At 23.9% G+C, this 14098-nt stretch carries 10 protein-coding genes and 1 pseudogene; 5 read left to right on the top strand and 6 right to left on the bottom strand.

Annotated features, from left to right (window positions below; genetic code table 11):
• Nucleotides 1–124 precede the first annotated feature (124 nt).
• Together NL43_RS04510 and NL43_RS04515 are read left to right on the top strand one after the other, a co-directional pair.
• Nucleotides 125–1267: an aldo/keto reductase gene (locus NL43_RS04510; protein ID WP_158005553.1), complete on the top strand. Its 1143-nt coding sequence runs from the start codon at nt 125–127 to the stop codon at nt 1265–1267.
• Between the two features lie 2 nt (nt 1268–1269).
• Nucleotides 1270–1533 (top strand): hypothetical protein, encoded by a 264-nt coding sequence (locus NL43_RS04515; protein WP_084790408.1) that lies wholly within the window; start codon nt 1270–1272, stop codon nt 1531–1533.
• A gap of 39 nt (nt 1534–1572) precedes the next feature.
• Here the strand turns inward: NL43_RS04515 and NL43_RS04520 are convergent, their stop codons facing one another.
• The 5 genes and pseudogenes from NL43_RS04520 to glf all read right to left on the bottom strand — a co-directional run bounded on the left by NL43_RS04520 (nt 1573) and on the right by glf (nt 8090).
• A complete protein-coding gene (locus NL43_RS04520) occupies nt 1573–1983 on the bottom strand; it encodes a secondary thiamine-phosphate synthase enzyme YjbQ (protein ID WP_069592855.1) in 411 nt (136 codons plus the stop codon).
• 15 nt (nt 1984–1998) lie between these two features.
• Nucleotides 1999–2460 (bottom strand): aspartate carbamoyltransferase regulatory subunit, encoded by a 462-nt coding sequence (pyrI, locus tag NL43_RS04525; RefSeq protein ID WP_069592856.1) that lies wholly within the window; start codon nt 2458–2460, stop codon nt 1999–2001.
• Nucleotides 2461–2469: 9 nt separating this feature from the next.
• Nucleotides 2470–4451, bottom strand: a pseudogene (gene tgtA / locus NL43_RS04530) (tRNA guanosine(15) transglycosylase TgtA).
• Between the two features lie 113 nt (nt 4452–4564).
• On the bottom strand, nt 4565–6955 hold the full coding sequence (locus NL43_RS04535; RefSeq protein WP_069592857.1) for a glycosyltransferase family 2 protein: 2391 nt from the start codon (nt 6953–6955) through the stop codon (nt 4565–4567).
• A gap of 31 nt (nt 6956–6986) precedes the next feature.
• Nucleotides 6987–8090, bottom strand: a complete 1104-nt coding sequence (gene glf, locus NL43_RS04540; RefSeq protein WP_069592858.1) for a UDP-galactopyranose mutase — start codon at nt 8088–8090, stop codon at nt 6987–6989.
• 165 nt (nt 8091–8255) lie between these two features.
• Here glf and NL43_RS04545 point away from each other — a divergent pair, with 165 nt between their 5' ends.
• From NL43_RS04545 to NL43_RS04555, 3 genes are all read left to right on the top strand, one after another.
• A complete protein-coding gene (locus NL43_RS04545) occupies nt 8256–9764 on the top strand; it encodes a glycosyltransferase family 2 protein (protein WP_069592859.1) in 1509 nt (502 codons plus the stop codon).
• 217 nt (nt 9765–9981) lie between these two features.
• Complete coding sequence (locus NL43_RS04550) at nt 9982–11517, top strand: glycosyltransferase family 2 protein (RefSeq protein ID WP_069592860.1); 1536 nt, start codon at nt 9982–9984, stop codon at nt 11515–11517.
• 29 nt (nt 11518–11546) lie between these two features.
• A complete protein-coding gene (locus NL43_RS04555) occupies nt 11547–12032 on the top strand; it encodes a hypothetical protein (protein ID WP_069592861.1) in 486 nt (161 codons plus the stop codon).
• 60 nt (nt 12033–12092) lie between these two features.
• Here the strand turns inward: NL43_RS04555 and NL43_RS04560 are convergent, their stop codons facing one another.
• Nucleotides 12093–14027: a glycosyltransferase family 2 protein gene (locus NL43_RS04560; RefSeq protein WP_069592862.1), complete on the bottom strand. Its 1935-nt coding sequence runs from the start codon at nt 14025–14027 to the stop codon at nt 12093–12095.
• Nucleotides 14028–14098 lie beyond the last annotated feature (71 nt).

Consider the following 14098-nt stretch of genomic DNA (forward strand, 5'->3'; position numbering starts at 1 on the left):
AAAAATAATTTACTCTCACCATCTCTTTTTTTTAATTATTTCTACTATTATTTATATAATATTTTAAAAATAATATTAGTTGGTATATAGTTAATACAACATATATAATAATATGAAATATAGAATGCTTGGAAAAACAGGTATATCTGCTTCAATTCTAGGTTTTGGAGCAATGAGATTACCTCTTCTTGATGAAAACCCAGAACATGTAGATATTAAACAAACAGAAGCAATGATTGAATATGCAGTAAACAATGGAATTAATATGTTTGATACAGCATGGGTTTATCATACAACAGATAGAAGTAAACCTGGAGTAAGTGAAACTATTCTAGGAGATATATTAAGTAGTGGATTTCATGATAAAATACATATATCCACAAAAATGCCTTCATGGGAAATTAAATCATGGGAGTATTTTGATTCAACATTAGATAAACAATTAGAACGATTAAAAACAGATCAAATAGACTTATTTTTCATACATTCAATAAAAGATTCATTTTATGCAGATATTAAAGAAAAAGGGTTGTATGAATTTGTAGACAAAGCATTGTCTGATGGACGAATTAAACATATTTGTTTTTCAACACATGGTTCCTATGAATTATTAAATCAAATACTTGATGATTATGATAAATGGGAGTGTGTATTAACACAATTAAATTATCTTGATGAAATGGATAATCCTGGATTAAATGGACTTAAAAAACTAAATAAGCTAGGGTTAGGAACAATGATTATGGAACCATTACGTGGTGGAAAATTAGCACAAAATCAACCAGTACAAGTACAAAAAATATTTGAAAATTCAACTAAAAAATATAAACCAATAGAATGGGCATTTAATTATTTATGGGATAAATCGGAGGTAAACTGTGTGCTTAGTGGGATGAATAATTTAGAACAAGTAAAAGAAAACATAGCCTTAGTTGAAAATGCAAATATTGGTATGTTAGATGATGAAGATAAACAAGTTCTATATGATGTTAAAAAAGAATATGATAATCTAATTAATATTCCATGTACTGAATGTAATTATTGTATGCCTTGTCCATTTGGTGTTAATATACCTAAATGTTTCAGAGAATATAATATGGATGTTATTGGTGATCAATCACTTAATTCTGTTCAATACAAGTTTCACATGCATGAAGATCGCCAAGCACATAATTGTGTTAATTGTAAAAAATGTATAGAATCCTGTCCTCAAAACATAGATATTCCAAAGCAACTTGAAATTGTAAAAAAACATTTTGGTGCATGATAATGACAGTAGAAATTAAAGTAACTGATATTATTCCACGAATATTATCTGCTGATGTAGCAGCAGAAGAATTATTTCGTGAAATTAATAAATTAAATGATAATGAAGTAATACTTGATTTTATAGGAATTGAATTTATGAGTATTTCCTTTGCACAGGAGTATTCCTATCAAAAAAGAGTTTCTAAAAAAATAATAACTGAGAAAAATCTTTTGGATTCTGATAAAGAACTTTTATCTTTGTCTAAAAATTTATTTGATTCTTAATTTTTTCTATTTTTTTATTAAAAAAAGAGTATTAATAGGTTAATCACCTATTAGTGTGATATGTATAGTTCTATTTCTTCGTGGTCCATCAAATTCTACAAAAAATATACTTTGCCAAGTACCTAAACTAATTTTTCTATTTATCACAGGTAATGTTTGTGTAGGTGTTGTTAGCATAGATTTTAAATGACTTTTTGCATTATCATCTATTTTATCATGATAATAATTGTCATTTGGAACTATTTTTTCTAGAAAATTAATATAATCTTTTTTTAAGCCATCTTCATCTTCATTTATCATTATGCTGGATGTGGTGTGTTTAGTGGATATATTAATTAATCCTTCTTCTAGTCCCTGTTTTTGTATAATTTTTAATATTTTGTTTGTAATATTAATTATTTCAATATTTTCATGTGAATTGATATGTATTTCATCATGTTTTATTAGCATTTAAATCACGAATTATTAGAATTGTGAGTCAATGTCATCATAATCCATAGTTCTTTCACAATAGTAGCATCTTAAAACAACAGGTTCTTTACTTTGCACATAGAATCTATCTTCTATTGGCTCATTAGAATGAGTTATACAATTAGGATTACTACATTTAACAACATCAGTAATTTCATCATTAAGCTCAAGATGTGATTTTTTAATATTTTCATAATCTCGTATAATATTAAGTGTTGCTTGTGGTGCTAGAAGAACTAATTTATCTACTTCTTCTTGTGATAATTCTCGACCTTCTATTTTTATAATATCTTTTTTACCCATATCTGATGATGTTACATTAATTGCAACCATGATTGCAGTTTCATCATCAGGTAAATTTAACATACTAAGAATATTCATTGCACGATTTGCTTTTATATGATCAATAACAGTACCATTTTTTATACGTTTTACTTTTAATTCAGCTTTAACCATTGTAATCACTTATTCATCTAATTTCTTTATTTTTCGTGTTTTTATTGCTTGTCCTGTCATGAAATCATTTATTTCATAGCTGGATAGTAATGATTTACCACATGCTAATAATTCATCTTTTTTATTAACAATTAATACTTCATCATTTCGTCTAATATTCTCATCACAGTCTACTACAAACTTGTTAAACACAGATTTTCCTTTACGTGCAAATGGTTCTGAATCTTCAGATACAACAACCCTCATATTTGGAGCATCTAAGAATTCATGTAATCTAACAGCACCTAAATCAGATAATATTAAGAAACCGTCATTTGCTCTCATATTAACAATGTTTTCATCACCTTCAAAGACATGTCTAATTTTTTTAGTTTTTTACTTTTTTCAATAGTAATTTTATCTGGATTATCACCAAATAATGCATTACCTGCACCAGTACCAAACTGGTAATCAGCAATATCTTTTAATCTGTCAAAATCATCAATTTTAGCCTCTGGTAATTCTAGTTCATCTTCGATTAGAGTATATCCTGTTAAATTAAATTTATCAATAACTTTTCTGTGTATTAATACATTTTCATATTTATCAGCATATTTAACAATTAATTCTCTAATGAATTTCTTAGAATTCTCATCATGTATTGATGGTGACTCATTTTGTGCCAATGGATAGAATTCATCAAGGCCTAATGGAATTATTCCAAAGGGTACATCAGCAATAACAACATCACTATTAGTATAATTTGTGTTCATAGTATTATTTGAATAATAGGATGGTATTTTTGATGTGTATTTCTTAATATATTCTCTATTAACATATTTAGTATATGGTTTTCTTGTATGTGGTAGAATTACTAGATTTTTGTTTTTTGGTTTTATGTTTGCTAAATGTTTGATATGTCTTGATACTTCTGATCTAGCTAATGATTCATATCCTGTGTAGAAAAATGCTGTTTTTTTACTGCTTGGATTTAGTTTTTCCATGTCTTCTTGATATTCTTGTAATCTTCTAAGACCATCTAATAGGAATGGATGTGCTCTACATCTTAATTCTACTAACTTCATTAATTCTCCATCAACTATTGCTTGTCTTATTCTTCTTATTTCAGCAAAGCTTATATGAAGGTTATGTTCTGCTATGAGTTTTGCACGTTTTTCAGGTTCCATATGTTTTAATTCATCAACAGTATGTTCAGTACATACTCTACAACTACATGGCATTTCTACTAAATCATCTAATCTAAGAGTACCATCAGGCATCATAAAACGACCTTTATTTGCATATAATATATATGCAGCACTGTCAAATAAATCACATCCCATTGCCGTTGCAAGAGCAAATAACATTGGATGACCTGCACCCATAAGATGTCTTGGTTTATTTTCTGGTAAACCTCTCATTGAATAAATAACAGCATCAACTAAATCAGCATATCTATACATTTCCATTAATGGGACAACTGCACCTATAGGATATATGTCTGCATCAAATTTAGATATTTCTTTTGCACAATATTCTCTAAGATCAGGAAATGTTGAACCTTGAACTACACTATTTAATAGTAAATTGGTACGTACTTTTGATGCTTCTTCTGCTCGTTCTATTGTTACTTCAAGGTCATTTTCAGCTTCTTCACGTTTAACATAAGGTGCTGTTGGTATATCGAGAGATGTACCAATATCGGTTCCAATAGCTTCCTGGAATTTAATTACTTCTTCATTAGTAATGTCAATATCACCATATACTGATAATTGGAATGATCCTGAATCAGTCTCAATAGTTCCTGGGAAGTCTATTAAACTATGCACTCCTTCTTCTAAAGCTTTCTTCTTAAGTTTCTCATTCTTATATATAATATAAGAATTTGTTATTACAATTTCAGCTCCAAGTTTTTTAACATCAAGTGTTTGTTTACCTGGATGAACTACAGGCATTAATGCAGGTGTTGTAACAGTACCATGTGGTGTTTCAAACTTTCCTACTCTAGCCATAGCATCTTTATATTTAATTTCAAAATCCACTATTATACATCCATTATTTTAATAAATTTTTTTCTTTTATTTATTTATGTTTTTTTTAAATGAAATAATTTATTAATTTTTCATCATATTTTTTTTATTATATAAATATCTTCAAAGGTAGTTTTTAATTGAGGATATTTATCTAAATCAATTATAATACATTCATTTTCTTCTCTAAATTCAATATTTAAATCAAGTAGACTTTGTTTTTGAAATATCTTTGTCCAAACAAAATTATTTTCTTCATTTAGTAATTTATCAACTTTACCACTAGCTGCAGGGAAATTTACTAATCTAACAGCTTTAAATATATTCTTAATACTACCCTGTAAGTAACTGTAATTATTATTCAAAAACATGACATATCTAGTATCAGCTATATTTAGACCTTCAAAATATGATTTAATTTCTCCATAATTACTATCTAAGTAAATACTTCTTATATTTGTGTAGGTTGAAGTATATTCTTCTATTGTATTTCTAGTTTCATTATTAGATGAATTATCATCAACTAAAATCACATCTAATATTATAAATCCAATATTTTGTTGGACAATACTATTTATAGTTCTGTCTAATTCAAGTTTAGAATTATCTTTACAATAACATATAATTGAAATAGGATTGTCTCTATTGATATTTTCCTGAAGTTTTCTTGTTTTTTCATCATCAATAGTGATAGATAAAATAATTAAATCATAAAACATTTTATTTGTTTTACTCATATTTTCTCTAAATACTGCGTCTAAATCCTGTTCTATAATCTTTTGATGAATAAATTTTTTTATTTGTCTAAAATATTCATTTTTAATACGGGCTTCAGTATCATAAAAACTAACTCTAAGTGTATCCATTAGAGTATTATTATATTTTTGAATACATCCTTTTTTTTCAACAAATTCACTTAGTATTTCAATTATTTTGGTGTAATGTGGTTTATTTCCTTTATAAAACATATATGGATTAATTATAGGATTACTTTGTTCTATAAACAAATTATCTGCATTTGATAAAAATTTTCTTTTAAATAACTTAGATCCAATTGTCAATTGATTAATATCATGTTCTTGTTCATATTCCATATATTGTTCTATATTTGCTTGAGCTATACGTGATTTTCTGAAAATATTTTTAATAAATGCATCATCATAATTTATATTTTCATCATAAAATAGAACATACTGGCTGGTTATATAATTCATAATTGAATTATAACTATTAAGTTTATCAATACAATCTAACTTAACTACATTAATATTATAAAATGTTTTTTCATATTCATGGATTAATTGACTTGTTTTATTAGAAATAGATGTATCTGTTATGAATATTAATTTCATGTAGGAAAATCCCATACTCTGACAAATAAATGTATAGACAATATTATTTATCTGAGTAAGTGTTTTGTCCTCACAGAATATTATAATAGATAATGGTATATCTAATGTTAAATCTCGTTGGATTTGCTGTATTTTTTCAATATCTGAATTCATAGATAAAATTATCAAGTTATAAAAATATAAAAAAGGTTTACTTAGACTTTCTTGAATATCATAATACAGATCATATTCAACAATACATTTCAAAATAAAAGATTTAATATAATTAAAAAACTCATTTAAATATTCGGATTTTATAACTTGTGTTTTATTTCTAAGAGTATGTATCATATACTCATAAAATGATTTGTGAAATTTATCATAAAATTTAGGATTATTTTTTAAATATGTTAAAGTCTCTTCTAATGAATCTATGATATTAAGAATGGATAAATCTTGTTGTTTCATAACGGAACCCGATCGTATCATTCTATGATAGAAGTATTTATTAATTACAGAAACACGTTTTGCTGTTAGAAAAGTTTTAATAAAAAATGGATTGTCTTCAAAAATAATACCTTCTTGGAATCTGAAATTCAAGAATGATTTTTTGAATAATTTAGTATGGGGAGTAACTGATATTTTAAATAAAATATCACTATCAATATCTTCATGATTAAAGATTATATGATTATAATCATCTAATACTTTTAGAGATAATCCATTATCTTCAACATATTCTTTCTTTTCAATATCATAGCGTCTAGCTTTAAACATGAGTAAATCTAAATTTTGTTCTTCAGATTTATTAAAACAATATTCTAATGTTTCAAGGTCTAAATAATCATCAGAATCTACAAACATAATATATTTTCCTTTTGCATTATCAAGTCCTATATTACGTGAGTAACCAGCACCATCATTTTCTTTATTTTGTAGTATAATTATACGTTTATCTTTTTGGGCATGATTTTTAAGTATATTTAGTGATGAATCAGTTGAACAATCATCAATACATATAATTTCAATATCTGTTAATGTTTGTTGTTCAATTGATTTTAAGCACTGTTCTAAGTATTGTTCTGTATTATAAATAGGTATGATTACGGATACTTTTATTTGTTTTTTGGTTCTAAATTTATCTAACAATGACATAAAACTAACCTTCTTGGAGGAATACTATTTTTTAATTTATTTTTTCATGTTCTACTAATTGAAGTGCTTCTTTAATAATTTCATCCATATTCATATACCTATACATACCTAATCTTCCACCAAATAAGATATTATGATATTTTTTAGATAATTTTTCATATTTAGAATATATTTCTGAATTTTTATCATCATTCACAGGATAATATGCTTCATCACCTTTTTTCCAAGTTTTAGAGTATTCTCGAGTAATTATTGTTTTTTCAGAATCACTATTTTCAAAATGTTTATGTTCAATGATACGTGTATATGGAATTTCAGCTTCAGTGTAATTTATAACAGCATTTCCTTGATAATTTGAAGTATTTTTAACTTCTGTTTCAAAGTCTAGGCCCCTATATTCTAATTCACCATAACAATAGTCGAAGAATTGATCAATCATTCCAGTAAACAAGATTTTATTGGCCACATTATTCCATTTTTCTTTGTCTTCAAAGTAATCTACATTGGTTTTAACTTCAATACCTTCAAGTAATTTCTCTATAAGTTGTGTATAACCACCTATAGGAATTCCCTGGTATAAATCATTAAAATAATTATTATCAAATGTAAATCGTACAGGTAATCGTTTAATAATAAATGCTGGTAGTTGTGTGCATGGTTTACCCCATTGTTTCTCAGTATAGCCTTTTATAAGAATTTCATATATTGTAGGTCCAACTAAATTTATTGCTTGTTCTTCAAGATTAGATGGGTTTTTAGTTTCATATTCAGATTTTTCATCTTCTATAACTTTTTTAGCTTCATCAGGAGTTTTTACTCCCCATAAACCATAAAATGTATTCATATTGAATGGAAGATTATATAATTTACCTTTATAATTAGCAATTGGTGAATTAGTAAATCTATTGAATTTTATAAACTGGTTTACATAATCCCATACTTCTTCATTACTTGTGTGGAATATATGAGCACCATATTTATGAACATTAATTCCTTCTATTTTCTCAGTATAGATATTTCCACCTATAGTATTTCGTTTTTCAATAATTAAACATTTTTTACCTATTTTATTCATTTCATGTGCAAAAACTGATCCAAATAAACCTGATCCTACTATTAAATAATCATATTTCATGATAAAACTCCATATACTTCTTAAATACTTTGATGTTATTTATAATTTTAATTCTAAAATACAAATGCTATATAAATAACCCTTTAGTTTATTATTATATAATAATATATATTATAAGTAATAAATTAATGATTTCATTAAATTAGATAATAACTAGGGAATAATATGTTTTTCGTGGATAAAATCAAAGAAATTATACTTGATATGAGTAATAGTTATCAGTATTATCAGCAACAAAATATCCGACTTAAAAATGAAATGGACAGACAAAATACAATAATTTCAGACATACAATTTAATTCTAATAAAATGAGAAATGAAATAAAGTCTGATGAAAAATATATAAAAAAATTATCTGAAAATAAAAGTAGCAATAAATATAGAAACTCTTTAAATGATAAAATTAAAACTACAAATAATGAAATCAAAGAATTAAAACTAAAATCATCAGAGATTAATAATACATGTAACTTATTAAAACAGGATATTAAAGAAAAAAAAGAAATTACAGAGATATTAAAAAATAATACTAATAATCAAGTAGATTCTATTGATTCTCTTGAAGAATATAATTCACAATTAATCAATCTAAATTCTATTTTTAAAAAAGAAGTATCTATATTGTCAAAAGAAAATGATGTTCTACAAAGAAATTTAGCTGAAAAAACTAAAATTAATCAAGAATATAATAAATTTTGTGAAAATTGTAAATTATCTATACTTTTACTGGTTTCTAATAATGAACAAGAACTAATAGAAAAATCAATTAATTCTATTTTAAATCAAACAATAGGTTTTAATAATATTGAGTTAATAATTCTAGTAGATAATTCTAAAAATCAGGACATTCAGAAAACTTTAACAGAATATTCTAGAAAATATCCTAATATTAGGATAATGGAATTTAATGATAATGAAAATATATATAATAAAGGAATAACCAATACCTCAACTGATTATATAATGTTTCTAGATTCAAATCATTATTATACAAAAAAGGCATGTGAAATATTGTATAATAAAATAATCTCCCATAAAGTAGATATTGTGTGTGGAAACTATTTTAACATTACAGAAAATAAGACTTGTAATTTTAAAAATAATGATTTAAGTTATGAAACAGAATTCAAATCAGTACTTGAAAATATGAAACTACTTGAAATAGGTTCTATACTAACTAAAATATATAAAAAATCATTTCTAAAAGAAAATAATATTATATTTTATAATTATAAAACATGTTCTGATTTAATTTTCAATCAAGAAACATTATTTTATGCTAGAGGAATTATACTCATTGATGAAATAGTTCTTGAATATGAATCTCAAATGGATTCTAAAAGTAATCAAATGAAATTACAAAATACAATAGATTTATTAAAATCATTATTGGATGTATATATCTACTTATATAATTTATTTTCTAAATTTTGTCCTGAAAATGATTATTTGGTATTAAACTTATTAAATAATTGGATTATGGATGAATTAAGTAATTCTAATTTATATTATGATGAATTTAAGGATTTAATAGTAAATGCAAGATATTTATTTAAACTATTCTTAGATAATAATAACACATTAAAATATGAAAAATTAATAAATTTCTATAATTGTGTGGTAACTAATGAATATAAACAAGCCTATTATGAATATCAGAAATTAAAAGTATAAATTCATTCATTTGTTTTAATGTTTTTTATTTATATAATTTTTTTAGTGAATTATACTTTAATTTTAATTTATTTTAGATAAATCCAACTTCTCACCTATTTTTTTCCAATGTTTTATCTATTAAAAAACAATTAATTTATTACTAAATAATGATAAATATTTTATTAATTAATTAAAAAATTTTAATTTTTAATCATACTAAATTTCAGGTATACTTATGTCATTCACAGATAAACTTAAAAATTCAATAGTTAATAAAAGTAATAGTTACAAATTTTATAAAAATAATTATAATGTGTTTATTAAGGATATAGATAATAAAAATAAACAAATTATTAGTCTTCAAAATAATAATAAATTACTTATCAATGAAACTAATAAGAATAAATCTAAAATTAATTCGTTAGAAAAGCAGAATAAAAAAGATTTGGATAAAATTAATTCGTTAGAAAAAAAACAGGAAAATAATAATAAACTTATCAAGGAACTTGAAACAAAAAATAGTGAATTAAGTAATAATATCACTTCTTTAGAATATGATAGTGATAAATATGCTGAACTTATTCAATTATTAAGAGAAACTAGTGATGATAATGTTAAAATTATTCATTCATTAAAAGAAGATAATTCTAATCTAATTAATTTGAATTTAAGTTTAGAAAATGAGAAATTAAAATTATATCATGAAAATGAAGAATTACTCAAACAAACAAAGAAAATATCTGAAATTAATAATGAATATTCTAGAAGAATTTGTGAAAATTGTAAATTATCTGTGATTATGCCAATATTCAATGCTGAAATTGAGCATCTAGAACGATCAATAGGTTCTGTGATGAATCAAACCATTGGATTTAATAATATTGAATTAATACTTGTAGATGATGCTTCTACTAAACAAGAAACTATTGATTTTATAATAAATAAAGCCAATATATATCCTAATATTAAAGTAATATTACTTGAAGAAAACATGGGTCCTGGAAATGCTCGTAATAAAGGAATAGAAAATGCATCAACAGATTACATAACCTTTTTAGACCATGATGATTATTATACAAAAAATGCATGTGAAATACTATATAATAATATAATAAATGATAATGTGGATGTAGTTAGTGGAAATTATATTAATATTACTCAACGCAATGGTGAAAAAATTCAATGGACTAATTTAGGTTTAGAATATAAAACTAAAGTTAACTCAGTACTTGAAAATATAGATTTATTAAAACTATCTCCTTCAATCTGGACTAAAATATATAGAAAATCATTCCTCAAAGAAAATAATATTGAATTTTTAGGATATAAATCAGGACAAGATTTAATTTTTAGTCAAGAAGCATTATTTCATGCAAATGGAATTATATTTATTGATGAAGTAATTGTAGAATATGAAATAAGGAAAGGTGATGGAACATCCAAATCTTTGTCAGTATTTAATACTAAGGAAATATTGGTTGATTTAATGAAAGTTCATACTAAATCATATGATTTATTTTCAGAATTTTATCCTGAAAATAGGTATGTACCATTAAATGCAGTAAATTACTTAATCACTAAAAGAATACGTCTATCTAATTTAAATTATGATGATTTTAAGGACGTTGTGGTAAGTGCAAATCGTTTATTTAAATTATTCTTAGCTTGTGATAAAACAGTAAAATATGATTCATTGTATAATTTTTATAATCATGTAGCAAATGAACAATATGATTCTGCATATCATGAATATTTAAAGTTACGAAAATAACTATTTTATTATAATATGAGGTGTAATTCATGTCATTTATTGATAAAATTAAAGAAAAATTAATAAGTAAGAGTAATAGTTATAATTTTTATAAAACAAATTATAATATACTTAAATTAGAGTTAGATGAAAATAAAAAGATAATGCATAATTTAATTCAAGAAAATAATAATTATAAAATGATAAAATCTGAATTAAATGAAATTAAAAAAATAAATCAAGATTTAACCCAGCAAATCAGTGGTTTAGAAAAAGAAAATGCAGTATTATATAATGAAAATAAACTTCTAATTAAAGAAAATAGAAAACAATTTAAAGTTGATGAAAGACAAAGTCAAATATTAAAAGAATTGATTAAAATTAATGAAACATTAAAAGATAATTTTAATAATTTTAATGAAAAAAATAATGAGTTAAATAAAAAAATTGAATATGATAATGTTATATCTTCAAATAATTATAAAAATATAGAATTACTTACTAATAAAATACAATCAGATTTAGAAAAAATTTGAAAATTATTTTAAATATTACTTTTTAATTTAAAAATATTATTTCCTATTATTCTTATTTTCCTACTTATTATTAATTATTTTAAGAAATTCATCATGATTTTCAGTTATAAGTATGTTTTTCATATATTGTTTATTAATTTTATTTAAGTTATCTTCTAAATCTTTTTCTAATTCATGTTCATTAATTAATTTGTAGAAAAATTCTTTTTCTTTTTTATAATAGGTATGTCTATATTTTTCATTAATAACATCATATCTATATCTAAAGAAATTCACAATATAATTTAAAACAGATGATTTATATTCTGGATAAAATCCATTATTTAAGAATACTTCTAATATCTGATAACTTATATCAACAGAACCTAGAACAAATGGACCATCATTAGTTGTTATAGATCCTTGACGTCTAAGTCTATTATAGAAATGATTATCAACAATACCCATACGTTTTGCTTCAAAGAAAACATGATAGAAGAATGGATTATCTTCATGAATTATATTTTCTGGAAATTTAGCATTTATATTTTCTAAGAAGTTTCTTGAATATAATTTATTCACTGCACACACAGCTAATTTAAATATATCTGCAGCTGGAACATCTTTATATGTAAATATTTTATTTTTAAATTTATCCAGTTGATTTAAATCATAATACTCCTGAGTATAATATTTATTTTCTAAATCATCATAATTAATTAATTTATACATTAAAACATCCAATTTATTTTCCTTGGAGTAGTCATACAATGTTTTAAGAGTATTTTTGTCTAACCAGTCATCTGAATCAATAAATATGACATATTCTCCAGTAGCATGGGCTAAACCCACATTACGTGAAGCACCAAGTCCTTTATTTTCTTTATTTTCTATGAGTTTTACACGTTCATCTTTTTCAACAAAATATTTAATAATCTCTTTAGATGAATCGGGTGAACAATCTTCTACACAAATTATTTCAATTCTATCTAGTGTTTGATTTATTATACTATTTAAACATAAAGTTAAATATCTTTCAACATTATATACAGGAATAATAACGGACACAGCATATTTATGAGTTTCATAAGCTTTTTTACTTAGGTTATCTATTGAATTTTTTATTTTATTATATCTTTTTTCAGAATATGTATTTTTACAATATTCATCTAATTCATTTAGCATTTCATTAAATTTATTTAATTGTTCTTCATTGTTAATTTCTATAGGAATTTCTCTTTTTTCTAATTTAATAAATTCATTTATAACATCATCAATTAATTTATCAAATTGATCTTCTTTTAAATAAATTAATGTTTCATAAAATGATTTAGAATATGCTAAGAATTTGTCAAATGTTGTTAATTTATTTTCTAAGGGTATTCTGTATGCATAACTAGTTACTGGGACATGTACAAAGTAGTCTATATTATTAAGAATATTTGCTAAAAATGCCGTATCTTGACCTCTTTTTAAATTAGGAAATCTAATATTTTTGTCAGTGAATAATTCTTTTTTAAATATATTTCTATAAAAGTACCAGGGCATTCCATATGCATCTGATTTATATATTTTTAATTCATCTGTTTGTGGAAAACGTCCATTTCCATAGTGAATTTTATAGTTTTTTTCATCTTCAATATATTCTTCAAATTGAATATTTCCTCTTACTAGTGAAGCATTATATTCCTGAGCTATGTCTAATAGTTTTTCAAGAGACTTATCATCGGGAAAATAATCATCAGAGTCTAAAAATGCAATATATTCTCCTTGTGCAACATCAAGACCTAAATTTCTACAAGCACCAGATCCTGAATTTTTCTTCATCTGATATGGTTTTACTCGTGAATCATTTAGAGCATACCATCTAACCTTATCATAACTAATGTCGCTAGAACAGTCATCAACACAAATTACTTCATAATCAGTTATACTCTGATTCAAAACGGATTTAAGACAGTAATCTATATGGTCTTTATCATTGTATACAGGTATTATAATTGATAATAATGTCATGAAATCTCCCTTAAATATACTTGGTTTCTAAATATTGTGGATAGATAATGAAAATATAGTTCTTTTCGAAA

It is taken from the genome of Methanosphaera sp. WGK6 (assembly GCF_001729965.1).
Classification (GTDB): domain Archaea; phylum Methanobacteriota; class Methanobacteria; order Methanobacteriales; family Methanobacteriaceae; genus Methanosphaera.

What these genes read in the sequence shown, in the direction of transcription:
- NL43_RS04555 (WP_069592861.1), top strand. Translation starts at nt 11,547, where the DNA reads ATGTCATTTATTGATAAAATTAAAGAAAAATTAATAAGTAAGAGTAAT.
- NL43_RS04560 (WP_069592862.1), bottom strand. Translation starts at nt 14,027, where the DNA reads ATGACATTATTATCAATTATAATACCTGTATACAATGATAAAGACCAT.
- NL43_RS04550 (WP_069592860.1), top strand. Translation starts at nt 9,982, where the DNA reads ATGTCATTCACAGATAAACTTAAAAATTCAATAGTTAATAAAAGTAAT.
- NL43_RS04510 (WP_158005553.1), top strand. Translation starts at nt 125, where the DNA reads ATGCTTGGAAAAACAGGTATATCTGCTTCAATTCTAGGTTTTGGAGCA.
- NL43_RS04535 (WP_069592857.1), bottom strand. Translation starts at nt 6,955, where the DNA reads ATGTCATTGTTAGATAAATTTAGAACCAAAAAACAAATAAAAGTATCC.
- NL43_RS04520 (WP_069592855.1), bottom strand. Translation starts at nt 1,983, where the DNA reads ATGCTAATAAAACATGATGAAATACATATCAATTCACATGAAAATATT.
- NL43_RS04515 (WP_084790408.1), top strand. Translation starts at nt 1,270, where the DNA reads ATGACAGTAGAAATTAAAGTAACTGATATTATTCCACGAATATTATCT.
- pyrI (WP_069592856.1), bottom strand. Translation starts at nt 2,460, where the DNA reads ATGGTTAAAGCTGAATTAAAAGTAAAACGTATAAAAAATGGTACTGTT.
- NL43_RS04545 (WP_069592859.1), top strand. Translation starts at nt 8,256, where the DNA reads ATGTTTTTCGTGGATAAAATCAAAGAAATTATACTTGATATGAGTAAT.
- glf (WP_069592858.1), bottom strand. Translation starts at nt 8,090, where the DNA reads ATGAAATATGATTATTTAATAGTAGGATCAGGTTTATTTGGATCAGTT.